We start from the raw sequence: 25,402 nt of genomic DNA, 5'->3' as shown, positions 1-25,402 counted from the left end.
CGGGCCGGCGTCATTGCGACGAGCGCAGCGACGAACAATCCAGAGCCCGCCCCTGCAACTGAAGAATTGCTTCGCTTCGCTCGCAATGACGAACGCGTTCAAAGGACACCTCAATAAATCTCGAAATCGAAATATTTCGCGCTGATCGCCCGAAGCGTCCCGTCGGCGATGATCGCGGCGAGCGCCGCGTCGACGCTGCTCTTCAGCGCGGAATCTTCCTGGCGCAGGCCGACGCCGAGGCCGGCGCCGAAATAATCGGCGTCCTGCGGCAGATCGGCGGCGATGCGGCAGCAACGGCCTTCCCTGCGGTTCTTCAAGAACTCCACGGCGGCGAGCTTGTCGTCGGCCACAACGTCGATGCGGTCCTCGGAGAGATCGAGCATCGCCGCCTCGAGCGTCGCATAGCGGCGCAGTTCGACGTTCGGCAGCTTGTCCTCGAAATAGGCCTGCTGCGCGCTCTCCGCCTCGACGCCGACGCGCAATTCTTTCAGCGCTCCGGCGTCCACGCCAGCGAGCGTCCTCTCCCGATCCACGACGAGGCTCGAGGGCGTGTGCGCATAAGGCGCGGAGAAGGCGATTCGGCGGCGGCGCTCCTCCGTGATCTCCATCGCGGCGACGACGAGGTCGTATTGCTTGGCGACGAGGCCGGGGACGAGGTTCTCCCACTCCTGGGTGACGAACTCGCACTCGGCGTCGATGCGCTTGCAGATTTCGCGCATCAGATCGATCTCGAAGCCGGCGAGCCGATTGTCGGCGTCGAGATAGTTGAAGGGCGGCCGCGCGCCTTCGCTGGCGACACGCAGCATCCGCCCGGCGCGCGCGCCGCAGGGCGCGAGAACCAGCAGGGCCAGAACGAGCGCGAGAAGGGGCCTCATCCGCCGGTCGTGCTCATATGGCGGGCGACCGCCGGCGCGCGGCTCTCGCGGTCGATGACGAAATCATGGCCCTTGGGCTTGCGCGCGATGGCCGCGTCGATGGCGGCGTGCAGCGAGGCGTCGCTCGGATCATCGCGCAGCGGCGCGCGCAGATCGGCGGCGTCCTCCTGGCCGAGGCACATGAACAGAGTGCCGGTGCAGGTGACGCGCACGCGATTGCAGGATTCGCAGAAATTATGCGAGAGCGGCGTGATGAAGCCGACGCGCCCGCCGGTCTCGGCGACGCGCATGTAGCGCGCCGGCCCGCCGCTGCGATAGTCGATCTCGGTGAGCGTGAAGCATTCGGCGAGGCGCTCGCGCACGTTCGAGAGCGGGAGATATTGGTCGATCCGCTCCGCCCCGTCGATCTCGCCGAGCGGCATCACCTCGATGAAGGTCATGTCCATGCCGCGCTCATGCGCGAAGCGCGTCAGCTCCACGACTTCCGTCTCGTTCACGCCCTTGAGCGCGACGGCGTTGAGCTTCACCTGAAGGCCCGCGGCGAGCGCCGCCTCTATCCCCGCCAGCACGCGGGCATGGTCGCCGGTGCGCGTCAGCGCGCGGAAACGCTCGGGGTCGAGGGTGTCGAGCGAGACATTGACGCGCTTGACGCCGCAATCGGCGAGCGCCGGCGCATGACGCTCGAGCTGCGAGCCATTGGTCGTCAGCGTCAGCTCGTCGAGGAGCCCGCTCGCGAGGTGGCGAGAGAGGCGGCGGAACAGGCTCGAGATGTCGCGCCGCATCAGCGGCTCTCCGCCGGTGATGCGCAGCTTGCGGGTTCCGCGCTCGATGAAGGCCGTGCAGAGCCGGTCGAGCTCTTCCAGCGTCAGCAGATCGCGGCGCGGGAGGAACTCCATATGCTCGGACATGCAATAGACGCAGCGGAAGTCGCAGCGGTCTGTCACCGAGACGCGCAAATAGGAGATCGCCCGACCGAAAGGATCGACGAGCGCGGCTGGCCGGGCCGGATCATAGGCGATTATCGGACGCGGATTCATCGACTGACCGTTGAGCGGCGCCTGTTGGCGCGCAGCCTGCATCTTCCGCCTATATATTTGGCGAAACGCGCCGCGTGAAGCCCCTCGGGGGCGGGCCGGCGAGGATGGAGGGGACGATGGCGGACGCGGATATCTGGCCGAGCGAGATACGCCTGCTCGAGGCGGGGAGGCTGCTGAGGGTGAGCTTCGAGAGCGGCGAGGTCTATGATCTCTCGGCCGAGCATCTGCGCGTGCGCAGCCCTTCGGCGGAGGTGCAGGGCCACACGCCGCAGGAGCGCAAGACCGTGGGCGGCAAGCGCAATGTGGCGATCCTGTCGGTCGAGCCGGTCGGCAGTTACGCGGTGCGGCTCGGTTTCGACGATCTGCACGACACGGGGCTGTACACTTGGCCTTATCTGCGCGAGCTGGGCGTGGGCGCCGAGGCGGATTTTTCGGCCTATCTCGGCGAGCTGGCGGAAAAGGGCCTCGATCGCGACCGGCCCGGGGAGCGCTGAGCGTTTCCCACGGGCCGCGCGCCGATCAGCGCTGGACCACCACCCGCGTGCCGACGCGCACGCGCTGGTAGAGGTCGACGACATCGTCATTGGTCATGCGGATGCAGCCGGAGGACACCGCCTGGCCGATGGTCTCGGGCTCGTTGGAGCCGTGGATGCGATAGAGCGAGCCGCCGAGATACATGGCTCTCGCGCCGAGCGGATTGTCCACGCCGCCGGCCATGTGGCGCGGCAGGTCGGGGCGGCGGCGCAGCATTTGGCTCGGCGGCGTCCAATCCGGCCATTCGCGCTTGTTGGAAATATAACGGGTGCCGGACCATTCGAAGCCGGGACGGCCGACGCCGACGCCATAGCGGATCGCCTGGCTGTTGCCGAGGACGTAATAGAGCCTGCGCTCATTGGTCGAGACGATCACGGTTCCCGGGGCGTAGCGGCCGGTGAAGGCCACGGTTTCGCGGGGAATGGCCGTCGCCTGCGGCCGTCCGTCGGCCGTCTGGCCGCGGGTAGGTCCGAGCTCGAACAAGCCGCCCAGCGGCTCCCCGTCATAGGCGGAGGCGGTCGAGCACACAGAACCAAAAGCAATCAGAGCCAATGCGAAACGCCGCATGTTTCCACCCCGTTCGGCTGTTGAAAAATTTCGGCGAGCGCTGCGCGCGCGGACGGCGTCGGGCCGAACCGCCATATGTTTCCCGCACGCGCGCAAGAGAGGCAAGCGCGCGCGGGGTGATTCTTGTGATTTCGGAGCGTCCTGTCGCCGCCGCGCGGCAATCGCGGGAGCCGCGCGTCGCGGTCGGCTCAGCGGGCGCGGCGACGGCGCTGCTGGCCGAGGCCCATCTGCTTGGCGAGATTGGAGCGCGCCTTGGCGTAATTGGGAGCGACCATCGGATAGTCGGCCGCAAGACCCCATTTCTCGCGATACTCTTCCGGCGAGAGGCCGTACTGCGTGCGCAAATGACGCTTCAACGACTTGAATTTCTTGCCATCCTCGAGGCAGACGATAAAGTCGTTGGTGACCGATTTGCGGACCGACACGGCGGGCTTGGGCGCCTCGGCGGGCTCGGGGACGACGCCCGTGCCGACGCGCATCAGCGCTCCATAGACTTCGTTGATGAGACCCGGAAGATCAGCCGCGGGAACGGAATTGTTGCTCACATAGGCGGACACGATATCGGCGGCGAGCTCTATGTTGTTGGTCGAGGTCATTGCTTCACTCTTCACTTTCTTCGGTTTTGGGTAAGCCGGTTTACCCTGGCGCGACCGAGCAGCCGACGGGGCGGCGTCTCGAGCAAGACTCGCGCGGGCAGATCAGCGCCGTTCGGTCCGCAAAGACTCCGACTGTATACATCAGTGCATTGGGCGCCGCAACTATTTCGTAACGATCATGGACTAAATCTGGGTATAAATATTTAGTGCGACTGCTAAGTAGTACTACGGGTCCGGGCGGGCCGGCCGAACACTGCCCGGTTGTTCTTTGCCCTCGGTTCGCGCCGCGGGCAGGCGTCGCAGCGCCCGCAAACGATGAAGCAGAAGCGCCCCGCCCGCGTGATTCGGGCGCCCGTTCCGCCTGATCTAAACCCCGGGAGACTTTGCGATGTCGACTATTGGCGGCATCGACTATCGCGCTCATGATCTCGATGCGCAGCGCGCAGCGATGTCGAATGTCTTGGGCCGTATCCGGCGTCGTATCCGGAGCCTTGGGCCGTATCCGACGCGAACATGACCGGCGCGAAACATGACCAGCGCGCTCATCTGCGTCCGCCGGGATGTCGTTTGCTGCGTCTCCTCTATATGAGAGGTCGACCGCCGTGTTCTTCGCCGGGCATGCGAGGAGGCGCGCCGCCATGGACGCAGTTCTCGTCATAAAGCTCTCGTTGCTGCTTTTCATCGCCAATGGCGCGCCGGTTCTCGCCAAGCGATTCTCGCGATTCTCGGGCGCGCGGCCCGTCGACGGCGGCGCGCGCTTCTTCGACGGACGCCCCCTGTTCGGCGCCTCGAAGACTTGGCGCGGGTTGCTCGCGTCCCTCGTCGCGACGACGCTCTGCGCGCAGGCGCTCGGCCTCGGCGCCGCGATCGGCGCGACCATCGGCGCCGGCGCCATGGTCGGCGATCTGTTCTCGAGCTTCGTCAAGCGGCGCCTCGCGCGTCCCGTGAGCAGCCGCGCGCTCGGGCTCGACCAATTGCCGGAGGCGCTGGCGCCGCTTTTGGCGACGGCGCGGCTCATGCCGCTCGCTCCGCTCGAAATATTCGCGGCGACCGCGGCCTTCTGCTTCGGATCGCTAGCGCTGTCGCGGCTGATGTTCGATTTGCGCGTGCGTGAGCAGCCCTTCTGAGCGAGCGCTCTCGCTCGTTCATGCTTTCGAAGCCGTCGCTGGCGCGGCGGACTGATCCGTCGGCTCTCCCGGCAGCACGGCCTCCTGCCCGAGCGCGTCGCGAACATATAGCTTGCTCACCAGGACGAAAATGATGACCGTGAGCGGCGCGGCGAACATGGCGCCGACGACGCCGAACGCATAGCCGATCGCCACTATGCTCAGCAGCATCACCGCGGGCGGGATGAACACCATGCGCCGCTGAATGAGCGGCATCACCAGCTGACCTTCCAGCTGGTGAATGGCGACATAGGCGAAGAATGTCCACAGCGCCGTCGCCGGACTGAGCGTCACCGCGACGAGGATCGCGGGCACGGCGGCGACGATCGGTCCGAGATAAGGCACGAACTCCGCCACGCCGGCGACGACCCCGAGCGCGAGCGCCGAGGGCAGTCCGATGAGCCAGACGGCCACACCCGACATCGCGCCGATGATGACCATCTCGATCAGCTGTCCGAACAGCCACAGGCGCAGCGCGCGCGCGACAGTGTCGATCGTCTCCTCGACCTCGCCCCGCCATTCGCGGGGAAACAACCTGCTCAGACCCTCGCGATAGAGCGCCGGCTGCGCCGCCAGATAAATGCCGCCGAAGATCATGACGACGAGCCCGACGACGACATTGGCGCTCACGCTGAACAGCCGGCTGAATATGTCGGTGAGCGGAACATCGACGCCGCGCACATTTTTCAGCGCCATGCGGCCGATGTCCGAGGAGTTCAGCAAGCGTGTCAGACCGGACTGCGCCTCCTGCACGCGGTCGATGACTTCCTCGAGCTGCGCCGCGATCGCCGTTCCGAACAGATAGCCGACGCCGACCAGCACGCAGAAAATGAGGACGCCCGCGAGAAACAGGGAGAGGCCGCGCGGCAGACGCACCCAGCGAAACGGCTCCGAGACGACCTGGAGCAGCACGGCGACGAGCAGGGCGCCGACGGAGATGAGGACGACGTCGGACGCGAGCCATAAAATCGCCGCGACCAGCAAAAGGCCAGCGATCCAGAGGGCGCGCTGAAGCAATTGCTGCGTGGTCGCCGCCATGATTGCGCTTTCGCCCGAGACCACGCGGAACAAGTCCTGCGGTCGGAGCCTGCCTCGGCGAAGAATATCGGCGCCCGGGCGCGCGACGTCCAGCCGCGCGGGCTCCGCATCTGTGGCTTCCCGCCGCGGCTTTTCCGCATTAGCTTCGCCCTCCGAGCCGCGAGTCGGCGTCCCTCGCTCGAGCCGGGCCGAAGACGCGCGGGAGCGTCGCCGAGCTCGAAGAGGAGCGCCTTCGACATGACGACCGAAACCATTCTCGAGACGATCGACGCCAATCTCCCCGCCGCCACCGAGCGGCTGTTCGATTTTCTGCGCATCAAATCGATTTCCACCGATCCCCGTCACGCCGAGGATTGCCGCCACGCCGCGCAATGGCTCTGCGGGCAATTGCGCGATCTCGGCTGCGACGCGAGCCTGCGCGAAACGCCCGGCCATCCGGTCGTCGTCGGCCATGCCAAGGCGAAGCGCCCGGACGCGCCGCATGTGCTGTTCTACGGCCATTACGACGTGCAGCCGGCGGACCCGGAGGAGTTGTGGACCGTCGACGCGTTTCAGCCGCGCCTCGTCACGGGCGAGCATGGCGAGGAGATCGTCGCCCGCGGCGCCTCCGACGACAAAGGCCAGCTGATGACCTTCCTCGAGGCTTGCCGCGCCTTTCAGGCCAATGGCGGGCTTCCCTGCCATATCGTGTTCTTATTCGAGGGCGAGGAGGAGACGGGCTCGCCGTCGCTGCCCGGCTTCTTCGCCGCCAATCGCGAGGAGCTGCGCGCAGCCGATCTCGCGCTCGTCTGCGACACCAGCATGTGGAATTACGAGACGCCGGCGATCACCACCATGCTGCGCGGGCTCGCGCAGGAGGAGATGGCGATCAGCGTCGCCGACAGGGATTTGCATTCGGGCATGTTCGGCGGGCCGGTGCGCAATCCGATCCATGTCGTGGCGAAGATCGTCGCCGATCTGCACGACGCCGAAGGCCGCGTGACGCTGCCCGGGGCTTTTATGACGGCGTCGCCGAGCTGCCGGAGGAGATCGCCGCGCAATGGCGCGCGCTCGAATTCGACGAGACGGCCTTTCTCAAAGGGGTCGGCGTTTCGCGCGCCGCGGGCGAGGCCGGCCGCAGCGTCATGGAGAAGATCTGGTCGCGTCCGACCTGCGACGTGAACGGGATTTATGGCGGCTATATGGGGCCGGGGGCGAAGACCGTGCTGCCGGCCAAAGCCGGCGCCAAATTCTCCTTCCGCCTCGTCGGGCGGCAGGACCCGAACAAGATTCTCGAGAGCTTCCGCGCCTTCGTGCGCGAGCGCCTGCCCGCCGAGGCGCAGGTGGAGTTCGTCACCCATGGCGCTTCGCCGGCGCTGCAGCTGCCCTTCGAGTCGGAGGCGCTGACGCGGGCGCGGCGGGCGCTCGGCGAGGAATGGGGCAAGGAGGCGGCGCTCGTCGGATGCGGCGGCTCGATTCCGATCGTCGGCGCCTTCAAGGAGCAGCTCGGCCTCGACGCGCTGATGATCGGCTTCGCGCTGGAGGACGACCGCATTCATTCGCCGAACGAGAAATACGCCTACGGCTCATTCCACAAGGGAACGCGCTCCTGGGCGCGCGTGCTGGCCGCGCTGGCGGCGTGAGCGCCCGCGGGAGAAGCGGGCCGGTCGTCGCGGCTCGCCCCCGGCCAGCCGGGCCTGTATACTCCCGACATGCTCTCGCCCGACTCCCCCTTCGCCGCCGAGCTGCGCCTCTCGCCCAATCAGGGCGAGCGGCTGCGCCCCGTCTCGTCGCTGATCCTCCATTACACCGGCATGCCGAGCGCTGCCGGCGCGCTGCGGCTGCTGACGAGCGAGGAAGCCCAGGTCTCCTCTCATTATTTCGTCGATGAGGACGGGACCATATTGCAGCTCGTGCCCGAGGCGCGGCGCGCCTGGCATGCGGGCCGCAGCTTCTGGGCCGGCGAGGAGGATATGAACTCCGCCTCGATCGGGATCGAGATCGTCCATCCCGGCCATGTCGATCCGCATCCCTTCCCGGATCGCCAGATCGAGGCGGTGGCGCAGCTCTGCCGCGATATCTGCGCGCGCAACGCCATCGCCCCGCGGCGCGTGCTCGGCCATTCCGACATCGCCATCGGCCGCAAGATCGATCCGGGCGAGTTCTTCCCCTGGCGCGCTTTGGCCGAATGCGGCGTCGGCCATTTCGTCGAGCCGGCGCCGATCGTCGGCGGCGCGGCGCTGGAGCCGGGCGCCGAGGGCGGCGAGGTTTCGGCGCTGCAGCAGGCGCTCGCCGATTACGGCTACAAATCCCCCGTCTCCGGCTGTTACGACGAGGGCGCCGCCGCCGTGGTCGCCGCCTTCCAGCGGCATTTTCGGCCGCGGCTCGTCGATGGCCGCGCCGACCGTTCCACCCTCGACACGCTTCGCGCGCTCAGCGATGCGATCGGCGCGGCGGCATGAGCGAGAAGCGCGCCATCGTCGTCACCGGCGTCTCCACCGGCATCGGCCTCGCTTTGCTGGAGACGCTGACGCGCGAAGGCTACCACGTGTTCGGCAGCGTCCGCAGCGCCGCCGACCGCGACCGTCTCGCCGCGGCCTTCGGCGCCGGCAGCTTCACGCCGCTCGTCTTCGACGTGACCGACGTCGACGCCATCGCGCTCGCGGCGCAGGAAGTCGAGCGGCGGCTCGACGGCGCGACGCTCGCCGGCCTCGTCAACAACGCCGGCGCCGCCTTCCCGGGCCCGCTGCTGCACCAGCCCCTCGAGGAGTTCCGGCGGCAGATCGAGGTCAATCTGATCGGCCAGCTCGCCGTGACCCAAGCTTTCGCTCCGCTGCTCGGCGCCGGCGAGGCGCGTCTCGGCGCGCCGGGACGGATCGTCAATATGAGCTCGGTGGCGGGCAGCGTCGCCGCGCCCTTCCTCGGCGCCTACGCCGCGTCGAAACACGCGCTCGAGGGATGTTCCGACGCGCTGCGGCGCGAGCTGATGATCTATGGCGTCGATGTTGTCGTGATCGAGCCCGGCGTCGTCGCGACGCCGATCTGGGACAAGGCGGAGCAGACCGATTTCGCCGCCTATGATCGCACGGTCTATGGTCCCGCGGCGCGGCGGCTGAAGAAGTGGGCGGTCGAGAACGGCCGTCTCGGCCCGCCGCCGGAACGCGTCGCCGCGGCCGTGCTGCGCGCGCTGCGTGATCCGCGCCCGCCAGCGCGCATCCGGGTGGTGCCCAATTACCTCCTCGACTGGGTGCTGCCGCGCATGCTGCCGACGCGCCTCCTCGATCGCATCATCGCCCGGCGGATCGGCCTGAGGCCGCAGGATCGCCGGCCGGCCGGGTCTTGAGGAGCGTTTTTTCAATCTGGCGCGGCGCGAAAGAAAAATCTCGGGCGCGGCCGCAGGATACGGATAAGCTCTTTCATGATAAGCCTTGCGCCGTTCGACCGCAGCGCGAAGGGGACCCGATATGTCATATGATCTCATCGTCATCGGCACAGGACCCGGCGGCTATGTGTGCGCGATCAGAGCCGCACAGCTCGGTCTCAAGACGGCGGTGGTCGAGAAGCGCGCGACTCATGGCGGCACCTGCGGCAATGTCGGCTGCATTCCCTCCAAGGCGCTGTTGCACGCCTCGCATATGTTCGACGAGGTCGCGCATGGGCTCGCCCCGCTCGGCGTCATCGTCGAGCCGCCGCGCCTCGATCTTCCGGCGATGATGAAGCACAAGGACGACACGGTCGCCGCCAATGTCGGCGGCGTCGCCTTTCTGTTCAAGAAGAACAAGATCGACAGCTTTCACGGAACCGGCCGCATTCTCGGCCCCGGCCGCGTCGAGGTGACGCCGGAGGAGGGGCCGGCCGAGACGCTCGAGGCGAAGAACATCGTCATCGCCACCGGCTCGGCGGTGGCGCCGCTGCGCGACGTCGACGGCAAGGAGATCGTCTTCGACGAGACGGCGATCCTCTCCTCGACCGGCGCGCTGGCGCTGGACCGCGTGCCCGAGCATCTCGTCGTCGTCGGCGCCGGCGTCATCGGCCTCGAGCTCGGCTCGGTCTGGCGCCGTCTCGGGGCGAAGGTGACGGTGATCGAATATCTCGACCGCATTCTGCCCGGCGCCGATTCCGAGATCGCGACGCGCTTCCAGAAGATTCTCGAAAAGGAGGGCGTCGCCTTCCACCTCGCCTCCAAGGTGACGAAGATCGAGAAGACCGGCGAGGGGCTCTCCGTCGCCTACGCCTCGACCAAGGGCGGCGGCGGCACGCCGATCAAATGCGACGCGGCGCTGATCGCGACCGGGCGCATTCCTTATACGGCGGGCCTCGGCCTCGAGGAGGCGGGGATCGCCACCGAGCGCGGCCGCGTCGTCATCGACGACCATTTCCGCACCAATGCGCCCGGCGTTTATGCGATCGGCGATGTCGTGCGGGGCGCCATGCTCGCCCATAAGGCCGAGGAGGAGGGCGTCGCCGTCGCCGAGATCATCGCCGGTCAGGCGGGGCATGTGAATTACGGCGTCATCCCCTCGGTCGTCTACACCATGCCGGAGGTCGCCTGGGTGGGCGTCACCGAGGACGAGGCCAAGGCCGCCGGCCGCGCCTATAATGTCGGCAAGTTCCCCTTCTCAGCCAATGGCCGCGCGCGCGCCAATCGGCAGACGGAGGGTTTCGTCAAAGTGCTCGCCGACGCCGCCACCGATCGCGTCATCGGCGTGCATATTCTGGGCGCCGCCGCCGGCGAGATGATCGCGGAAGGCTGCGCGCTGATGGAGTTTTCCGGCTCGGCGGAAGATCTGGCGCGCACCTGCCATGCGCATCCGACGCTCTCGGAGGCGGTGAAGGAAGCGGCGCTCGGCGTCGCCAAGCGCGCGATTCATCTTTGACTCAAATTCAAAGACTCGTTGAAGCTACGACCTGGGATTGGTAGGGTTCTGTTGCACCCGTCGCTATTTTTGGGAGCGTTCCATGTCCTCAGCCAACGTATTTGGACAAGCTGCCTGCCAAGCTGCAACCGAACTGCGTCTCGGGTCTCAACTAACACCCCGCAAAGTTTGGCAACAGGTTATTTCTCGACTATCGGAGAAAAAATCGATCCAGGATAAGGGGTGTCCTCGCGGAGCATTTCTTGGACTTTGCGAGGAAGGGCAAATTCAGGGTATTCCTGCCCGAGCGACCGGATCATATACAAAGTCAAAACTAAATAAGAACTATGCAATCCGAGCTATCAAAATACTACGAGATAATCCGCGGCTCGTAAATGATCCGGCGATTCTTTGGAGCAAGGTTTGTGGAATCAAAAAAGCTCATAATAATCAGATGGATGTAGTGATTTCGTTGTGGAATAGGGGGTTAATTACAAAATAGAGGCGTTTTTATTGTACTAGATGTTTTAGGTATAGCGAGGGCTCCCGCGCTCTTGTGTAGAGTGCGGGGTTTTGACCAACTGCATGGACGCACAGCCGAGTCTATGCACGACACCTCAATGCAGATGAAACTCCTTGTCGACGAGTGAAAACTCCGCCGGCTTGATCAGCCCGCTATGCGCGACATGAACGGAGTGTAGCCGTCCGTCGAGGCTCTTCTCCCAAAAGGCCAGAAATTTGCGCAGCTGCGGGAAGCTCGGCTGCAGATCATATTCCTGCCAGATGTAGGACTGCACGATCGCCGGGTGATCCGGCAGGCGATAATAGATATTCGCCGTCGTCAAACCATATCCTTCGAGCATCTTCCGAAAATCGCGTGAGGCCATGGCGTCGTCTCCTTTCCGGCCGGGGTCGATGATAGTCGCCCGCGGTTCGGCCATGCAAGGCGAATGCCTAAATAGGCTAAAGAAAACAATATACTAGCAGCATTGTTGGGTGAGTGCTGATCGCCCCTGACGGCGCTGCCGCCGGAGGGTGCGGAGGTCTACAAGGTCGCGCCGGGCGATACGCCGAAGAGCATCGCCGCCCGGCTCTATGGCGACGCCGATCGCTGGCGCGACATTCTGCGCGCCAATCCCGGACTCGACCGCTCCGCCGTCTGCGCCCGGGCAGATTCTGCGGCTGCCGCCGATGCTGCGGCCGTGAGCGACGCGCTACTGCGCCTTCGGGCGAGCGCCCAGGAGGCGCAAGAACGCCTCCGGCTCTGTTATCTCGGCGTCGGCGCCGAACGGCGCCTCGCCGAGGCTGCGTGGCCGCGTCGCCGCCATCTGCCGCAGCTGCGCGTCAGAGGCGATGCGATGCGGCGGCAGGCGGCGGCGGCGCGCGATGTCGCGCCTGAGGCTCCGCAGGGCGCGCAGCAGCGCTTCGTCGGCGACGCGTAGCGGCGTTTCCTCGCCCCAGCTCGGGAGCGCCAGCCCGACCGAAACCGGCTCCCCGGCGGTCTCCGGCTCCGCGCGCTCGGCGGAAGCGAAACGGGCGAGCGCGGCGACGCGCAGACCGAGAAGGACGAGGCCGGCGCGTCGTGGCAGCGACAGCGGCCCGCCGCGGCAATTGTCGCACAGCCCGCAGCGTCCGCTCTCCTCGCCGAAGGCGCGCAGCAACGTCTGAAAGCGGCAGGCCGGCGTGAGGCAGAGCCGCGTCATGGCGCGGCGACGCAGCGCGGCGGCCGCGGCGAAGCCGTCGGGCGCCGTCCGAACGAGGCGCGCGGCGAGATCGCGCGGCTCGAACAGAGCCAGCGCCTCGGCCGGCAATCCGTCGCGGCCGGCGCGGCCGATCTCCTGATAATAGCCCTCGATCGAGCCGGGCAGATCGGCGTGGACGACATAGCGCACGTCCTTCTTGTCGACCCCCATGCCGAAGGCGATGGTCGCGACCATGGCGACGCCCGGCCGCTCGAAGAAAGCGTCCTGATGCGCGGCGCGCGCGCCGGCGTCGAGGCCGGCGTGATAGGGCAGAGCGTCGAAGCCGAGGCGGCGCAGACATTCGGCCGTCTCCTCGGTCTTGCGGCGCGAGGCGCAATAGACGATCCCGCTCCGTCCCTCGTGCCGGCGGAGCACGCCGACAATCCGCCGCAGCGGATCGCGCCGCCGCTCGAAGGCGAGGCGAAGATTGGGCCGCGCGAAGGAGGAGACGAAAACCTCCGGCTGGCGTGAAAACAGCCTTTCCACTATCTCGGCGCGCGTCGCCGGTCCCGCGGTCGCGGTGACGGCGAGGATGGGCGGCGCACCGAGCCGCGCGGCGATCTCGCCGAGCCGCGCATAGTCGGGGCGGAATTCATGGCCCCAATGCGCGACGCAATGGGCTTCGTCGATCGCGATGAGCTTCACCCGCGCCGCGCGCAGCAGCGCGATCGTCGAGTCTTGCGCGAGCCGCTCGGGCGCGGCGTAGATGATCCGGGCGCGCCCCTCGGCGATGGCGGCGATCGCCCGGGCCTGCTCCGCCTCGGTTTGGCCGGTATGCAGCGCCGTCGCCGCCGTGGCCGGGCCGAGCGCGCGCAATTGGTCGCGCATCAGCGAGATCAACGGCGAGACGACGACGACCGGCGCGCGGCCCATCGCCGCGGGCAGCTGATAGAGAAGGGATTTGCCGGCGCCGGTGGGCATCACGGCGAGCGCGTCGCGGCCGGCGAGCACACAGGCGAGGACGCGCTCCTGGCCGGGGCGGAACTCCGCATGGCCGAAGACGCTGGTGAGGACGCGACGCGCCTCGCCGAGATCGGGCGATGCGTTCAGCACGGCTCGGAGCGCTGGGCGAGCAGCGACATGCGGACGAGATCGGAGAGATTGGCGGCGCGCATCTTGGCCATCAGATGGGCGCGATGCGCCTCCACCGTGCGCACGCTGGCGCCGATCTCGAAGGCGATGATCTTGTTCGAGCGGCCGCCGAGAATGCCTTCGAGCACCTCGCGCTCGCGCATCGTCAGCGTCGCGAGGCGCTCGCGCGCCGCGACCGCCTCGGCGGTCGGCTTGCCATGCCGGGCCAGCGCCCGGCGGACGGCTCCGAGCAGCGCCTCGTCGTCGAATGGCTTTTCCAGCAGGTCGAGCGCTCCGGCCTTCATCGCCCGGACGGCGAGCGGCACATCGGCATGGGCGGTGATGACGATGACCGGCAGGCTCAAGCGCCGCGCCTTCATCTCGGCCAGCAGATCGAAGCCGCTCGCCTCGGGCATGCGGACATCGGTGACGACGCAGCCGGTTTCGTCCGGCGCGACGACGGCGAAGAAATCGCGCACGCCGGCATGGGCGCGCGCCTCTATGTCCTCGGTCAACAGCAGCAGCCTCAGGGAGTCGCGGACCGCGGGATCGTCGTCGACGATATGGACGATCGCCGCGTCGGTCATCGTTCGGGCTCCCTCAAAAGGCGAATGCGGGCGACGACATGGCTCCCCGACGCGCGACCCCGGCCGGAGTCGCGCGCGCGGCGATGCCGCCGGGTCGCCGGGCGATAGGGGCGCCACGATGCGGTTCCGCTTGTTCGAGGCCGCGCCGCGCTCCGGGCGGGCGCCGAATAGTGGATTCGGGCGCGGCCATTGGCAATAGGCGCGTTCGAGCTCGCCAGGCCGGCGCTTCGCGGCAGGGCTCCGAATTCGGGTTAACGGCGGTTAACGGATGGGCTCAGGCGTGATTCCCTATCGGCGGAGTGATTCTGGAGCCGCCGTGATGAGCCTCGCCTTCGCAGTTTTCAAAGAGAAGTCGCGTCTGAAAGCGCTTCTCGACCATTTCTCGATCATTGACGACCCGCGCGAGCCCTGGCGCGTCGCGCATCCGCTTCGCGAGGTGCTGCTGCTCGTCGTCTGCGCCTCCATGGCCGATTGCGATCACTTCGACGCTATTGCATCTTGGGGCAAGGCCAACATCGGCTTCCTGCGCCGCTATTTGCCTTATGAGCACGGCGTGCCGGGCGGACGCTGGCTCACCCTGCTCATGAACCGCGTCGATCCGGCGCTGTTCTCGGCGGCCTTCACTGGCTGGGTGCGCGAGACCTGGCCGGAGCGACCCGAGCTCATCGCCATCGACGGGAAGACCTCGCGTCGCAGCCATGATCGCGCCGAGGACAAAGCCCCGCTGCATCTCGTTTCCGCCTTCGCCACCACGAGCCGCCTCGTGCTCGGCCAGGAGGCGGTCGAGGGCAAGAGCAATGAACTATCGGCCATTCCCGTCCTGCTCGATCGCCTTTCCGAAGGCGGCTCGCTGAAAGGCGCGCTCGTCTCCATCGACGCCATCGCCACCAACGCCAGGATCGCCCAGGCGATCGTGGACAAGGGCGCCGATTATCTGCTGGCGGTCAAAGCCAATCAGCCGACCCTGCGCGCCGAGATCGAGAGCGCTTTTTCCGCCGCGACGCGGATCGACACATGCGTCGATTTCGACAAGGGCCATGGCCGCATCGAGCAGCGCAGCGTGAGCGTCATCACCGAGATCGACTGGCTGAACGGCGAGCGCCGCTTTCCGGGCGAGCTGCGCCTGCCGAACGCCGCGACGATCATTCGCGTCAAATCGCAGGCCGAACTTGCCGACCGCGGCCGCTTCGAGACGCGCTATTACATCTCCTCGGCCCTTCTCCCAGCGAAGCGGGCGGGCGAGGCCGTGCGCGGCCATTGGGGCATAGAGAACCAGCTGCATTGGGTGCTCGACGTCGTCTTCGCCGAAGACCAATCCCGCTTGCGCAAGGGCCATGGCGCGAGAAACATGGCCGTCGTCAGGCATTTCGCCATCAATATGATCCGCACCGCCCCCGAGCCCGAGAACAAGCCCATGAAACCGCAGCGCAAGGCCACAAAGCCCACACGCACCAGCATCAAGCTCCGCAGAAAAATCGCCAGCTGGCGCGAGGATTATCTCGCCATCGCCTTGGAAGCCTCAGCCCGTTAACCCGGATTCAGAGCCCTGCGCTTCGCGGCGGCGATATTGCTTCGCGGGATGAAACCTGTTTAGTCCTGCGGAGAACCCTGAAAGGTGCCCGAGGCGAGGAGCCGCCGGAATTTTTAAAATTCGGGCGAGGAAGATCGGGCCGAGGAAATCCGGGAATGACCGATTCACAGCGGCGGCCGGCGACCGGCGGAGCCGCCCCGGCGTCCGCCGACGCTTCAGCGCCCGTCGATCTCGATCCGCCGGATTGGGAGCGGTTCCGGGCCGAGAGCCATCGCGCGCTCGACCATATGATCGATTATCTCGCCGCTGTGCGGGAGCGCCCCGTCTGGCGCGAGCCGTCTCCACAGGCGCGCGAGCGTTTTCGACGGCCGCTGCCCGCCGAGGGCCGCGGACTAGCGGCCGCGCTCGAGGATTTCGAGCGCTTCGTCGAGCCCTACGCCAATGGCAATATTCACCCTTTGTTCATGGGGTGGGCGCAGGGCGCCGGCACGCCGGCCGGCATGGTGGCGGAGATGCTGGCCGCCGGGCTCAACTCCAATTGCGGCGGCCGCAATCACATCGCCATCGACGTGGAGCGGCAGATCGCCGCCTGGATGGCGGAGGTCTTCGGCTTTCCGGCCGAGGCCAGCGGCATTTTCGTCACCGGAACGTCGATAGCGAATTTCCTGTCGCTGCTGATCGCGCGCGAGCATGCGCTCGGCGAGCGCAATGTGCGCAAGAACGGGCTGCGGGCGCTCGAGCATCAGCTCGTCGCTTATGCCTCGCGCGAGGCGCATAATTGCGTGCGTCAGGCGATGGAGCTCGCCGGCGTCGGCGCGCGCCATCTGCGCCTCATCGAATCCGATGCGGGTCGCGCGCTGCGGCTCGATGCGCTCATCGACGCCATAGCGGATGATCGCGCCGCCGGGCTGCATCCCTTCCTCGTCGTCGGCACGGCGGGCTCGGTCGACACCGGCGCGATCGACGATCTCGACGCGCTCGCCGACATCGCCGAGCGCGAGGATTTGTGGTTCCACATCGACGGCGCCTTCGGGGCGCTCGCCGCTCTGTCGCCGGCGCTGCGGCCGCTGGTGAAGGGGCTCGAGCGCGCCGATTCGGTCGCCTTCGACTTCCACAAATGGCTCCATGTTCCCTATGACGCCGGCTTCTTTCTGGCGCGCGATCCGGATGCGCATCGGCGCGCCTTCGCCGCCAACGCCGCTTACCTCACGCGCGCGCCGCGCGGGCTCGCCGCGGGAGAGACTTGGCCCTGCGATCTCGGCGCCGATCTCTCGCGCGGCTTTCGCGCGCTGAAGACCTGGTTCACGATAGAGGTGTTCGGGACCGAGCGGCTCGCCGCCTGCATCGAGAAGAGCTGCCGGCTGGCGCGGCGGCTCGAGGGGCTGATCGCGGCCTCCGCCAATTTCGAGATGCGCGCGCCGGTGACGCTCAACATCGTCTGCTTCGGCGTCAAGGACGACCCCGGCGGGCAGCTCAATCGCGAGATCGTGATGGAGCTGCACGAGAGCGGCGAGGCGGCGCCCTCGCTCACTGTGCTCGACGGCGTTCCGACCATTCGCGCGGCGATCTTCAATCACCGCACCCGCGAAGCCGACATCGACGCCTTCATCGGCATGCTGGAGCGCGCCGCGCAGCGCGCCCGCGGCGAGCCGCCGCTGGAGCCGCTCGCGTCGCCGCGCGAGGATGGCGAGCCGCTGTCGCTGGACTGACGCGCATCTGCGTGGTCGACGCAATTGCGGCGTGAATCTCACGCTCGCACTCTTCCCGAACGAGCGAATCGACAAGGAGCGAATCGACTCGGCGCATCACGGGGAGAACCGATGAAGCTGACCGCCGCTGTGGCCGCATTGTCCATCGTCGCCGTCGTCGCTCCGGCGCTCGCGGCGGATCTCGGCTCCGCGCCGGTCGTTCTGCCGCCCGCTCCGCCTCCACCGCCGCCCTCCTCCTGGGCGGGCCTTTATGTCGGCCTCAACGCCGGCTGGGCGTGGGGCGGGACGAGCGAGGCGCGCACCTATGGCTATTCCGTCTATGATTGGGCCTCCGGCGCGCTCGGCATGCCCTTCGGTTTCTCGTCGCCCTATGTCTCCGGCCTCGCCTCGTTGCAGCAGGACGGGTTCATCGGCGGCGCGCAGATCGGCTATAATCATGTGGGACCGGCCGGCTTTTTGTTCGGCGTCGAGACCGATTTCGACGGCTCGACGCTGCGTGGCTCGGGCGCTTCCAACGGCTTCGCCTCGCAGGTCGACGCGCACGGGCTGCTGCATCTGCAAGCGGGCCGCGCCGATGTGCGCGCCGGCCTCGGCTGGCTCGGCTCGGTGCGCGGCCGCTTCGGTTACTTCTTCAATCCTGCGCTGCTGTTCTACGGCACGGGCGGCCTCGCCTATGGCGGAACCTTCGGCTCCATCTCGACGCTCGGATTTCATTGGCATCCGCAGGACCCGATCGGCCATCCGGACAATCCGGTGCTGCCGGCCTGGGGAAGTTTCGACGCGGCGCGGGTCGGCTGGATCGCCGGCGGCGGCTTCGAATGGAGCTTCGCGCCGCAATGGAGCGTCAAGACCGAGGCGCTCTATTATGATCTCGGCAGCCGGCGCGTCTCGACGTTCCCGAGCGCGCTCGTCAATCCGGCTGCGCCGTCCTCGATCGCCGTGCTGAATGTCGCGACCACGCGCTTTCGCTATGACGGCGTGATCGCGCGCCTCGGCGTCAATTATCACTTCGCCGCGCCGATGCTCTCGGCGATCGTCGCCAAATATTGAGACGGCCGCGACGGGGCGGCGCGAAGATGCTATGGTCGACGGCATTGTCACGAGTTTCATTGAACGCCGATGTCGCAGACCGCGAATTTGATCGATCGGATTTACGAGGCCGCCGCTGATCCGGAGCTGTGGCCGCGGGTGCTGGAGGATGTCGGCGCCGCCGCCGACGCCGCGGGCGGCGTGATCCTCGCGCGGCGATCGGACGCTTGGCTCGGCTGGCGCTGTTCGGCGGCTCTCGCGCCGGGGCTCGATGATTGGCTTTGCGGCTCCGGACCCGGGCGCAGCCAGGCCACCACGCGTCTCCTCGGCTTCGCCGGCGCGCGCTTCGGCTTCGCCGATTCGATGGAAGCCTTCTCCGAGGAAGAATGGTTCGCCGATCCGCTGATGGCGGAATGGGGCGCGCCGGCCGGACTCGGCCTCGCCGCGGCCACCTGCATCGACACGCCGAGCGGGGACATGGTGATCGTGCACATGAACCGTCGCGTTGGCCAGCCGCGATTTGGGCCGGACGCCATTGCGCGTCTCGACGCGTTTCGGCCGCATCTGGCGCGGGCCGGAATGCTGGCGGCGCGCTGGCGGCTCGCGCAGCTGCGCGCCGCGGCGGAGGCTCTGGCGCTGCTGGGGCTTCCGGCCGCCATCGTCGATCTTTCCGGCCGTGTGCTGGCGGCCAATGCGCTGATCGAGGGCTCGGCGCATGTGCGATGGCTGCCCGGCGACCGCCTCGCGCTCGGCGACGCCGCCGCCAATGCGCTGCTGAAACGCGCCGTCGCCGAGCTGCGCGATCCCGCGGCGGCGGCGGTGCGCTCCTTTCCGGCGAGAGGCGCGGCGGACGAGAAGCTCATCGTCCATCTCGTGCCGGCGACCGGGCGCGCGCGCGATTTGTTCGACGGCGGCTTCGGCGTCGCCATTGTCGCGCCGATCGCCGCGCCCTGCGCGCCCGATGGGGATCTGATCCGCGCATTGTTCGATCTCACCGCGGCCGAGGCGCGGGTGGCGAGCGGCATAGCGGAAGGCGCCACCATGGAGCAGATCGCGGAACAGCGTGGGGGGGCGGTCGAAACCGTTCGCGCCCAGCTCAAATGCGTGTTCGCCAAGACCGGCGTCCGCCGTCAGGCGCAGCTCGCGACGCTGCTGGCGTCGCCGTCGCTGCGCAAGGGCTTCATATTTCCCTCGACATGATCTAAGACCGGCGGCTCGGACAAGAGCCGAGGCTCGTCGGCGCGCGATTCGCGCGGGCGGGAAGATAAGCAAAAAAGCAGAGAGAAAAGATGCGCGCCGAGCCGCTTGCGCTGAAAGAACAGATCGAGCAGTCCATGGGACTGCTGAGGAGGCATCTTTGACGTCGAGACCGCAACGCGCCGTCTCGCCGAGCTGAACGCCCGCGTCGAGGACCCCACCCTCTGGAACGACGCCGACGCCGCGCAGAAGATCATGCGCGAGCGCACGCAGATCGAGGATCAGCTCGGCGCCATCGCGCGCCTCGAGCGCGACCTCGACGACGCGCTGACGCTGGTCGAGCTCGGCGAATCGGAGAATGACGCCGACACCGAGAAGGAAGGGATCGCCCAGCTTGAGGCGCTGCTGAAGGATGCGCGCGAGCGCCAGATCGAGGCGCTGTTCTCGGGCGAGGCCGACGGCAACGACACCTATATCGAGGTGCATTCGGGCGCCGGCGGCACCGAGAGCTGCGACTGGGCGCGCATGCTGTTCCGCATGTACGCCCGCTGGGCCGAGCGCAAGAAATTCAAGGTCGAGGTGATCGAGGAGACGTCCGGCGACGAGGCCGGCATCAAATCGGCCACGCTGCTCATCAAGGGCATGAACGCCCATGGCTGGGCCAAGACCGAGTCCGGCGTGCATCGCCTCGTGCGCATCTCGCCCTTCGACTCCAATGCGCGGCGGCACACGAGCTTCGCCTCGGTCTGGGTCTATCCGGTCGTCGACGACAAGATCGATATCCAGGTCAATGAATCCGATTGCCGCATCGACACCTATCGCTCCTCGGGCGCGGGCGGCCAGCACGTCAACACGACGGACTCGGCGATCCGCATCACCCATATTCCGAGCGGCATCGTCGTCGCCTGTCAGGCCGAGCGCTCTCAGCACAAGAACCGCGCCACCGCCTGGAACATGCTGCGCGCGCGCCTCTATGAGATGGAGCTGAAGAAGCGCGAGGCGGAGGCCAACGCCGTCGAGGCGTCGAAGACCGACATCGGCTGGGGTCATCAGATCCGCAGCTATGTGCTGCAGCCCTATCAGCTGGTGAAGGATCTGCGCACCGGCCACACCTCCGGCACCCCGTCCGAGGTTCTGGACGGCGAGCTCGACGATTTCATGCAGGCCTCGCTGGCGCAGCGCGTGCTCGGCGGCGGACCGGAGAAGGTGGAGGATGTGGAGTAGGGGCTGCGTCGCCGCCTCTCTGCCGACCTGTGGTTGTCGGGCGACCTGAGTCGGTAAAATGTGCGCCGACTCTCGACGCGCGTCCCTTCTCCCGCTTGCGGGAGAAGGGACGCGCGTCAGCGAGGGTCGGATGAGGGTCCTTGAGGTTTCACCCAGGTTTTCGTCGCTTCACATTGACTTCGATCGGGGTTTTCCGGCGCGGACCCTCATCCGACCCGACTTCGTCGGGCCAGCTTCTCCCGCGAGCGGGAGAAGGGAGCGCCCTTTTCGTCGATCGGTCGGCCGTGCGTGAAGTCGGTCTCGATGCGCTTCGACGAGTTACTACCCGGATGGACGTTCGATGTGCAAGCCAAAGATCATAACCACCGAGAATGAGTTTGCGATCGTCACGTCCGAAGGAACCGAGAAAATCTCACTCGATGAGGTGAGCGTCGTCGTCGCCTACAAGATAGACGAACTCACCACCGATCTCGTCTGCTGCGACATCGTGGCAGGGCCTGAGGGCGACGAGCAAATCCGAACTATTCATGAGGAAATTTCAGGCTTTGAGAACCTCATGACGCGCCTCGAGGCCCTACCGGGCTTCGATCGAAAGTGGCGGGAGGCCGTCATCCTCCCACCCTTCGCCGAAAATCGTACGATCATCTATAAACGCCGCGACAACATCTTCTGACACATTCTCGAACGCCCTCTCCTCACCCCTCTTCCTGCTCCCGCGGCGCCGGCAGGTTCGCCCGCCGTTTCTTCAGCTTCTTCAGCTTCACCGAGGCGCGGTCGGTGTGCTTGCGGCGCGCCTCCTCGCCTTTGGGCTGCAGCAGCTTGCGGAACTCGTCCTTCTCGTGGATCGCAGCGGTGCTGCCGGCGCGATCAGGCGGCGGTCCAATCGGTCATGACGAGACCGGGCACGCGGTCGAACTCGCGGCGGTTGCCGGTAACGAGCGCAATACGCCGGCGTCGCGCCTGGGCGGCGATCAACACGTCATAGGGGCCGATCGGCGTTCCTTTCGCTTCGAGAAATGCTCGGATGTCGCCGGCTTCGCGCGCGTCCTCGACGTCGAGTGGAACGATAGCCGCGACGCTGACGAGGAAATCTCCGATCCGCGCGAGGTTTCGCTCGGGATGAGCGCTCTTGCACGCCCCATATTCGAGTTCATAGAGAACGATCGTCGACAGCAGCAACGGCGTCCCGTGCGCGAGTTCGGCCTCGATGCGCGCCACGAGATGGGGCGCGCGGCGCGTCATGACTGCGATCACGACATTCGTATCGAGAAAAAACATCGGCGAGGTCAGTCGAAAGTGACGTCTTCGTCGGGTTCGAGCGGCGGAATCCTTTCGATCTCGGGAAAATCAATGTCCAGATAGGCGTCGAGCTTCGCGCGCCACGCCTTCACGTCGAAGGGCGGCTTTTCCATGGGCTCCAAAATCACCTTGTCGCCGATCCGGCTCACCCGCACCTGGCTGCCCTCGAAGCGGAACTCCTTGGGCAGACGCACGGCCTGACTGCGGCCGTGCATGAACAGCTTGGCCGTCGCTTTGTTCTGCTCGTGCATAACCGTCCCCATTGATAGCTATCAATAATAGATATCACGGAAGGCCGGCGCCGTGCAGCAATTAATTTGCAGCTACGTCCCCTCCCCCTGCTCCCGCGGCGTCGCCGCCGGCAGCCCCGCACGCCGCTTCTTCAGTTCCTTCAGCTTCACCGAGGCGCGGGCGGCGTGCTTGCGGCGGGCGTCCTCGCCGGTCGGCTGCAGCAGCTTGCGGAATTCGTCGCGCTTCTCGTGGATCGAGGCGATCACATAGCCCATGGGCACGCCGACATCGACCAGCACGGTCTCGGCGAGCTGCAGGCTCGCCTCGATCGTCTCGGGGATCGCGTCGGTGGCGCCGAGCTCGTAGAGATGCGTCGCGTGAGAGGCGTCGCGAGCGCGCGCGACGATCGGCATGTCGCCGCGCGCCTCATGGGCGACGCGGACGATCTCCTCCGCCGCCTCGGGCTTCTCCACCGTCACCACCAGCGCGCGCGCCTGGGCGACGCCCGAGCGCAGCAGAAACTCGCGCCGCATGCAATTGCCCCAGAAGATGTCGACGCCGGCGTCGCGCTTCTCGGCGACGAGCGTCACCGAATTGTCGATGGCGACGAAGGGAATCTCGTGACGGCTCAGCATCTCGCCGATCAGCGTCCCGACACGCCCATAGCCGACGATGACGACGCGGCCCGCGGCGACTTCGCCCTCGGGCGCGAGATGGCCGTATTCGGCCTCGATATCCTGCTTGCGCTTGCCGGGGTTCAGCCATTCGCCGAGCCGGCCCAGCGCCGGCACGACGAACATGCCGAGCGTCACCGCCAGCATGGCGTCGCTGCCGAGCCGCTGCGGCACGAGGCCGCCGGCGATGGCGCCCGTCAGAAGAATGAAGGCGAACTCGCCGCCGGGCGCGATCAGCAGCGCCGTCTCCGCCGCGACCGGCGCCTCGAGGCGGAAGGCGCGGCCGAGGCCGAAGGTGATCGCCGCCTTGACCACGATCAGCCCGCCGGCGATGGCGAGCACGGGAACGGGATCGGCCACGAGACGCCCGAGATCGAGACCGGCGCCGACCGACACGAAGAAGAGGCCGAGCAGAAGGCCCTTGAACGGTTCGGTCGTCACCTCGATCTCGCGGCGGAACTCGGTCTCGGCGAGCAGCAGGCCGGCGATGAAGGCGCCGAGGCCCATGGAGAAGCCGTCCGCCGCGCTGGCGACGCCCGAGCCGATGATCACCAGCAGGCAGGCGGCCATGAAGAGTTCGGTCGAATCCGCCGCCGCCACCAGCCGGAACAGCGGCCGCAGCAGCAGGCGTCCGGCGACGATGAGCAGTCCCATGGCGGCGAGCGCCGGCAGAAAGGCCAGCAGCGAGCCGATCCCCTGTCGGCTCGTCTCCGGATCGGCGAGGAAGGAGACGAGGAACAGCAGCGGCGCGACCATCAGGTCCTGCATCAGCAGCACCGCGAAGGAGGCGCGCCCCGCCGCGCGGTTGAGCCGCCGCCGCTCGGCGAGCACCGGAATGACGATCGCGGTCGAAGACATGGCCAGCGCCGCGCCGAGGATGATGGCGGGCGCCGCGCCGAGGCCGCCCGCATAAACCGAGATGGCCGAGAGCGCCGCGCCGCAGGCGAGGACCTGCGCCAGCCCCAGGCCGAACACCAGGACGCGCATGCGCGCGAGGCGCTCCCAGGAGAGCTCCAGCCCGATCGTGAACAACAAGAAGACGAGGCCGAATTCGGCGATCCGTGAAATGCTCTCGACGTCGCTCAGCGTGAAGGCCGCGAGGAACTCATGCTCATGCGCCAAGCGGCCGAGGCCGAACGGACCGAGGGCGGCGCCGGCGGCGAGAAAGCCGAGGATCGGGCTGATGCGCAGACGATGAAACAGCGGCGCGATGATCCCGCCCGTCGCGAGAAACAACAGCGCCTCTCGATACCCCTCCCAGTGGAACGATTCCATTATTGCTCCCGTCTCGGCCAATTTTTTCGAGTCGAGGCCAGCATAGGACAAGGACGGGGAAGATTCCCAATGTAAAACGCGCGGACGCCATCCTTTCCCGAGCGGGAGGGGAGAGCCGCGCTATTGTCGATCCTCCTCGAAGCCTTCGCAGCCTTCGTCGAAGGCGTCGAGGCCGGCTTCGAGATAGCTGGCCAGCAGCGGAATGCCGATCAGATAGCGGGAGGTCGGCCCCTTGCGCCGCTCCTTGGCCTCGATGACCGCCGTGTCCCATTCCTCGGCGGAGAAATCGCCGCGGCCGACCCAGGCGAGCGCCACCAGCTCCGCCTGCTCGTCGACATCCATCGCCTCGATGAATTCGGCGAGCTCGCGCCGGTTCGGCGAATAGCCCGCCTCGGTGAGCACGCTCACGAATTTATCGTCCGACGGATTGGAGGCGTCCGGCTGCATTCCCTCGTCCTCCGCCTCGATCTCCCGCGCCTTGACGATGACGAAACAGACCTTGTCCGTGTTGATCTCCGGCATAGCGTCCTCGCATGTTGGCCCCGACGAAGCGAGCCCGGAGGCTCGCGGTCCACACCGCGCCTGATATGGGGCGCTCTCACGCCTCGATCACCATCACCCCGGCCGCGCGCATCTCCGCGCGCGCACGCGCGCCGCCTTCGGGCGTCACCGGCCGCGTCGCGGCGCGCAGCACATGGGTGGCGAAGCCGAGTCGCGCGGCGTCGATCGCGCTCGCCTTCACGCAGACGTCCTCGGCGAGGCCGACGATGAAGATGCGCTCGACGGAGCGCCGGCGCAGCTCTTCGGCGAGGCCGGTCGCGTCGAAGGTGGAGGCTTGCTCGCGCTCGGCGCGCCGCGCCTTGGCGACGAACAGCGCGCCCTCGGGCAGATGCAAGCCGGGATGCAGCTCCGCCCCGCGCGTGCCGCGCACGCAATGCTGCGGCCAATCGCCGCCGAAAGCGGCGAAGCTCAGATGATCGGCCGGATGCAGATCGCGCGAGACGACGATGAGCGCGCCTCGCGCATGCGCCTCCGCGGCGAGCGCATTGACGATCGGCACGATCTCCTCGGCGCCCGGAACCTCGAGCTTGCCGCCGGCGCAAAAGTCGCGCTGCAGATCGACGATCAATAGAGCGTCGCTCATGCGCAGCCCTATCTTCGATTGCGTCATCACCTCAGCCTCCC

The 25,402-nt window shown here is 67.1% G+C and carries 25 protein-coding genes and 1 pseudogene; 13 read left to right on the top strand and 13 right to left on the bottom strand.

Annotated features, from left to right (window positions below; genetic code table 11):
- Positions 1 to 110: 110 nt before the first annotated feature.
- Both CQW49_RS12200 and moaA read right to left on the bottom strand, forming a co-directional pair.
- Positions 111 to 875: a transporter substrate-binding domain-containing protein gene (locus tag CQW49_RS12200; RefSeq protein ID WP_003613288.1), complete on the bottom strand. Its 765-nt coding sequence runs from the start codon at positions 873 to 875 to the stop codon at positions 111 to 113.
- Positions 872 to 1,912 (bottom strand): GTP 3',8-cyclase MoaA, encoded by a 1,041-nt coding sequence (moaA, locus tag CQW49_RS12195; RefSeq protein ID WP_024749737.1) that lies wholly within the window; start codon positions 1,910 to 1,912, stop codon positions 872 to 874. The genes CQW49_RS12200 and moaA overlap by 4 nt, the downstream gene beginning before the upstream one ends.
- Before the next feature lie 116 nt (positions 1,913 to 2,028).
- Here moaA and CQW49_RS12190 point away from each other — a divergent pair, with 116 nt between their 5' ends.
- Positions 2,029 to 2,406 carry a gamma-butyrobetaine hydroxylase family protein gene (locus CQW49_RS12190; protein ID WP_003613292.1) on the top strand — a complete coding sequence of 126 codons (378 nt, stop codon included), beginning with the start codon at positions 2,029 to 2,031 and terminating at the stop codon, positions 2,404 to 2,406.
- A 25-nt stretch (positions 2,407 to 2,431) separates the two neighbouring features.
- Here CQW49_RS12190 and CQW49_RS12185 read toward each other — a convergent pair whose 3' ends face one another.
- Positions 2,432 to 3,013 (bottom strand): L,D-transpeptidase, encoded by a 582-nt coding sequence (locus tag CQW49_RS12185; protein ID WP_003613293.1) that lies wholly within the window; start codon positions 3,011 to 3,013, stop codon positions 2,432 to 2,434.
- A gap of 188 nt (positions 3,014 to 3,201) precedes the next feature.
- Positions 3,202 to 3,609 (bottom strand): Ros/MucR family transcriptional regulator, encoded by a 408-nt coding sequence (locus CQW49_RS12180; RefSeq protein WP_003613294.1) that lies wholly within the window; start codon positions 3,607 to 3,609, stop codon positions 3,202 to 3,204.
- A gap of 638 nt (positions 3,610 to 4,247) precedes the next feature.
- Between CQW49_RS12180 and CQW49_RS12175 the strand changes: the two genes are divergently transcribed.
- On the top strand, positions 4,248 to 4,736 hold the full coding sequence (locus CQW49_RS12175; RefSeq protein WP_003613295.1) for a CDP-archaeol synthase: 489 nt from the start codon (positions 4,248 to 4,250) through the stop codon (positions 4,734 to 4,736).
- An 18-nt stretch (positions 4,737 to 4,754) separates the two neighbouring features.
- Here the strand turns inward: CQW49_RS12175 and CQW49_RS12170 are convergent, their stop codons facing one another.
- The gene (locus CQW49_RS12170) at positions 4,755 to 5,813 is read right to left on the bottom strand and encodes an AI-2E family transporter (protein ID WP_065083598.1); all 1,059 of its coding nucleotides are present in this window, start codon (positions 5,811 to 5,813) and stop codon (positions 4,755 to 4,757) included.
- A gap of 237 nt (positions 5,814 to 6,050) precedes the next feature.
- On the opposite strand from CQW49_RS12170, the pseudogene CQW49_RS12165 reads away from it, so the two are divergent.
- The 5 genes and pseudogenes from CQW49_RS12165 (at position 6,051) to CQW49_RS24590 (ending at position 11,150) form a co-directional block, all read left to right on the top strand.
- Positions 6,051 to 7,435: pseudogene (locus CQW49_RS12165) on the top strand (M20/M25/M40 family metallo-hydrolase).
- A gap of 69 nt (positions 7,436 to 7,504) precedes the next feature.
- Complete coding sequence (locus CQW49_RS12160) at positions 7,505 to 8,254, top strand: N-acetylmuramoyl-L-alanine amidase (protein ID WP_003613299.1); 750 nt, start codon at positions 7,505 to 7,507, stop codon at positions 8,252 to 8,254.
- Entirely contained in the window at positions 8,251 to 9,135 is an 885-nt protein-coding gene (locus tag CQW49_RS12155) for an SDR family oxidoreductase (protein WP_003613300.1), read from the top strand. Before CQW49_RS12160 ends, CQW49_RS12155 begins: the two co-directional genes overlap by 4 nt.
- 121 nt (positions 9,136 to 9,256) lie before the next feature.
- Positions 9,257 to 10,669 (top strand): dihydrolipoyl dehydrogenase, encoded by a 1,413-nt coding sequence (gene lpdA, locus CQW49_RS12150; protein WP_003613301.1) that lies wholly within the window; start codon positions 9,257 to 9,259, stop codon positions 10,667 to 10,669.
- Between the two features lie 82 nt (positions 10,670 to 10,751).
- Positions 10,752 to 11,150: a DUF6979 family protein gene (locus CQW49_RS24590; protein ID WP_155931272.1), complete on the top strand. Its 399-nt coding sequence runs from the start codon at positions 10,752 to 10,754 to the stop codon at positions 11,148 to 11,150.
- 115 nt (positions 11,151 to 11,265) lie between these two features.
- Here the strand turns inward: CQW49_RS24590 and CQW49_RS12145 are convergent, their stop codons facing one another.
- The 3 genes from CQW49_RS12145 to CQW49_RS12135 form a co-directional block, all read right to left on the bottom strand.
- Entirely contained in the window at positions 11,266 to 11,535 is a 270-nt protein-coding gene (locus CQW49_RS12145) for an usg protein (RefSeq protein WP_003613302.1), read from the bottom strand.
- A 327-nt stretch (positions 11,536 to 11,862) separates the two neighbouring features.
- On the bottom strand, positions 11,863 to 13,443 hold the full coding sequence (locus tag CQW49_RS12140; RefSeq protein ID WP_003613303.1) for a RecQ family ATP-dependent DNA helicase: 1,581 nt from the start codon (positions 13,441 to 13,443) through the stop codon (positions 11,863 to 11,865).
- A complete protein-coding gene (locus tag CQW49_RS12135) occupies positions 13,437 to 14,048 on the bottom strand; it encodes a response regulator transcription factor (RefSeq protein ID WP_003613305.1) in 612 nt (203 codons plus the stop codon). Before CQW49_RS12135 ends, CQW49_RS12140 begins: the two co-directional genes overlap by 7 nt.
- Before the next feature lie 319 nt (positions 14,049 to 14,367).
- Between CQW49_RS12135 and CQW49_RS12130 the strand changes: the two genes are divergently transcribed.
- The 6 genes from CQW49_RS12130 to CQW49_RS12105 all read left to right on the top strand — a co-directional run bounded on the left by CQW49_RS12130 (position 14,368) and on the right by CQW49_RS12105 (position 21,411).
- The gene (locus CQW49_RS12130; RefSeq protein WP_024749405.1) at positions 14,368 to 15,579 is read left to right on the top strand and encodes an ISAs1 family transposase; all 1,212 of its coding nucleotides are present in this window, start codon (positions 14,368 to 14,370) and stop codon (positions 15,577 to 15,579) included.
- A 155-nt stretch (positions 15,580 to 15,734) separates the two neighbouring features.
- Positions 15,735 to 17,288 (top strand): pyridoxal phosphate-dependent decarboxylase family protein, encoded by a 1,554-nt coding sequence (locus CQW49_RS12125; protein ID WP_003612257.1) that lies wholly within the window; start codon positions 15,735 to 15,737, stop codon positions 17,286 to 17,288.
- Between the two features lie 111 nt (positions 17,289 to 17,399).
- Positions 17,400 to 18,338, top strand: a complete 939-nt coding sequence (locus CQW49_RS12120; protein ID WP_003612258.1) for an outer membrane protein — start codon at positions 17,400 to 17,402, stop codon at positions 18,336 to 18,338.
- A gap of 69 nt (positions 18,339 to 18,407) precedes the next feature.
- Entirely contained in the window at positions 18,408 to 19,517 is a 1,110-nt protein-coding gene (locus CQW49_RS12115) for a helix-turn-helix transcriptional regulator (protein WP_003612259.1), read from the top strand.
- 89 nt (positions 19,518 to 19,606) lie between these two features.
- A protein-coding gene (gene prfB, locus CQW49_RS12110; RefSeq protein ID WP_099831788.1) for a peptide chain release factor 2 occupies positions 19,607 to 20,738 on the top strand; the annotation gives its coding sequence in 2 pieces (ribosomal slippage) (positions 19,607 to 19,675 and positions 19,677 to 20,738; 1,131 coding nt in all).
- Positions 20,739 to 21,078: 340 nt separating this feature from the next.
- Positions 21,079 to 21,411: a hypothetical protein gene (locus tag CQW49_RS12105; RefSeq protein ID WP_003612261.1), complete on the top strand. Its 333-nt coding sequence runs from the start codon at positions 21,079 to 21,081 to the stop codon at positions 21,409 to 21,411.
- Positions 21,412 to 21,605: 194 nt separating this feature from the next.
- Here CQW49_RS12105 and CQW49_RS12100 read toward each other — a convergent pair whose 3' ends face one another.
- The 5 genes from CQW49_RS12100 to CQW49_RS12080 all read right to left on the bottom strand — a co-directional run bounded on the left by CQW49_RS12100 (position 21,606) and on the right by CQW49_RS12080 (position 25,388).
- Positions 21,606 to 22,016 (bottom strand): type II toxin-antitoxin system VapC family toxin, encoded by a 411-nt coding sequence (locus CQW49_RS12100; RefSeq protein WP_003612262.1) that lies wholly within the window; start codon positions 22,014 to 22,016, stop codon positions 21,606 to 21,608.
- Between the two features lie 8 nt (positions 22,017 to 22,024).
- Entirely contained in the window at positions 22,025 to 22,300 is a 276-nt protein-coding gene (locus CQW49_RS12095; protein ID WP_244441313.1) for an antitoxin, read from the bottom strand.
- Between the two features lie 60 nt (positions 22,301 to 22,360).
- Positions 22,361 to 24,217 carry a cation:proton antiporter domain-containing protein gene (locus CQW49_RS12090; protein WP_003612264.1) on the bottom strand — a complete coding sequence of 619 codons (1,857 nt, stop codon included), beginning with the start codon at positions 24,215 to 24,217 and terminating at the stop codon, positions 22,361 to 22,363.
- 120 nt (positions 24,218 to 24,337) lie between these two features.
- On the bottom strand, positions 24,338 to 24,739 hold the full coding sequence (locus tag CQW49_RS12085; RefSeq protein WP_003612265.1) for a DUF3775 domain-containing protein: 402 nt from the start codon (positions 24,737 to 24,739) through the stop codon (positions 24,338 to 24,340).
- Positions 24,740 to 24,815: 76 nt separating this feature from the next.
- On the bottom strand, positions 24,816 to 25,388 hold the full coding sequence (locus CQW49_RS12080; protein ID WP_003612266.1) for an isochorismatase family protein: 573 nt from the start codon (positions 25,386 to 25,388) through the stop codon (positions 24,816 to 24,818).
- Positions 25,389 to 25,402 lie beyond the last annotated feature (14 nt).

This window comes from Methylosinus trichosporium OB3b, from assembly GCF_002752655.1.
In the GTDB taxonomy this organism is placed as follows: domain Bacteria; phylum Pseudomonadota; class Alphaproteobacteria; order Rhizobiales; family Beijerinckiaceae; genus Methylosinus; species Methylosinus trichosporium.
Note: the sequence above shows the minus strand (reverse complement) of the source record. Positions and strands in the feature narration are given on the sequence as shown.

Coding starts and splice junctions, on each gene's coding strand:
- CQW49_RS12145 (WP_003613302.1), bottom strand. CDS start 11,535: ATGGCCTCACGCGATTTTCGGAAGATGCTCGAAGGATATGGTTTGACG.
- CQW49_RS12125 (WP_003612257.1), top strand. CDS start 15,735: ATGACCGATTCACAGCGGCGGCCGGCGACCGGCGGAGCCGCCCCGGCG.
- CQW49_RS12095 (WP_244441313.1), bottom strand. CDS start 22,300: ATGGGGACGGTTATGCACGAGCAGAACAAAGCGACGGCCAAGCTGTTC.
- lpdA (WP_003613301.1), top strand. CDS start 9,257: ATGTCATATGATCTCATCGTCATCGGCACAGGACCCGGCGGCTATGTG.
- CQW49_RS12135 (WP_003613305.1), bottom strand. CDS start 14,048: ATGACCGACGCGGCGATCGTCCATATCGTCGACGACGATCCCGCGGTC.
- CQW49_RS12105 (WP_003612261.1), top strand. CDS start 21,079: ATGTGCAAGCCAAAGATCATAACCACCGAGAATGAGTTTGCGATCGTC.
- CQW49_RS12120 (WP_003612258.1), top strand. CDS start 17,400: ATGAAGCTGACCGCCGCTGTGGCCGCATTGTCCATCGTCGCCGTCGTC.
- CQW49_RS12170 (WP_065083598.1), bottom strand. CDS start 5,813: ATGGCGGCGACCACGCAGCAATTGCTTCAGCGCGCCCTCTGGATCGCT.
- CQW49_RS12090 (WP_003612264.1), bottom strand. CDS start 24,217: ATGGAATCGTTCCACTGGGAGGGGTATCGAGAGGCGCTGTTGTTTCTC.
- CQW49_RS12180 (WP_003613294.1), bottom strand. CDS start 3,609: ATGACCTCGACCAACAACATAGAGCTCGCCGCCGATATCGTGTCCGCC.
- CQW49_RS12175 (WP_003613295.1), top strand. CDS start 4,248: ATGGACGCAGTTCTCGTCATAAAGCTCTCGTTGCTGCTTTTCATCGCC.
- CQW49_RS12080 (WP_003612266.1), bottom strand. CDS start 25,388: ATGACGCAATCGAAGATAGGGCTGCGCATGAGCGACGCTCTATTGATC.
- CQW49_RS12130 (WP_024749405.1), top strand. CDS start 14,368: ATGAGCCTCGCCTTCGCAGTTTTCAAAGAGAAGTCGCGTCTGAAAGCG.
- CQW49_RS12185 (WP_003613293.1), bottom strand. CDS start 3,013: ATGCGGCGTTTCGCATTGGCTCTGATTGCTTTTGGTTCTGTGTGCTCG.
- CQW49_RS24590 (WP_155931272.1), top strand. CDS start 10,752: ATGTCCTCAGCCAACGTATTTGGACAAGCTGCCTGCCAAGCTGCAACC.
- CQW49_RS12155 (WP_003613300.1), top strand. CDS start 8,251: ATGAGCGAGAAGCGCGCCATCGTCGTCACCGGCGTCTCCACCGGCATC.
- CQW49_RS12100 (WP_003612262.1), bottom strand. CDS start 22,016: ATGTTTTTTCTCGATACGAATGTCGTGATCGCAGTCATGACGCGCCGC.
- CQW49_RS12200 (WP_003613288.1), bottom strand. CDS start 875: ATGAGGCCCCTTCTCGCGCTCGTTCTGGCCCTGCTGGTTCTCGCGCCC.
- CQW49_RS12085 (WP_003612265.1), bottom strand. CDS start 24,739: ATGCCGGAGATCAACACGGACAAGGTCTGTTTCGTCATCGTCAAGGCG.
- CQW49_RS12160 (WP_003613299.1), top strand. CDS start 7,505: ATGCTCTCGCCCGACTCCCCCTTCGCCGCCGAGCTGCGCCTCTCGCCC.
- CQW49_RS12115 (WP_003612259.1), top strand. CDS start 18,408: ATGTCGCAGACCGCGAATTTGATCGATCGGATTTACGAGGCCGCCGCT.
- CQW49_RS12190 (WP_003613292.1), top strand. CDS start 2,029: ATGGCGGACGCGGATATCTGGCCGAGCGAGATACGCCTGCTCGAGGCG.
- moaA (WP_024749737.1), bottom strand. CDS start 1,912: ATGAATCCGCGTCCGATAATCGCCTATGATCCGGCCCGGCCAGCCGCG.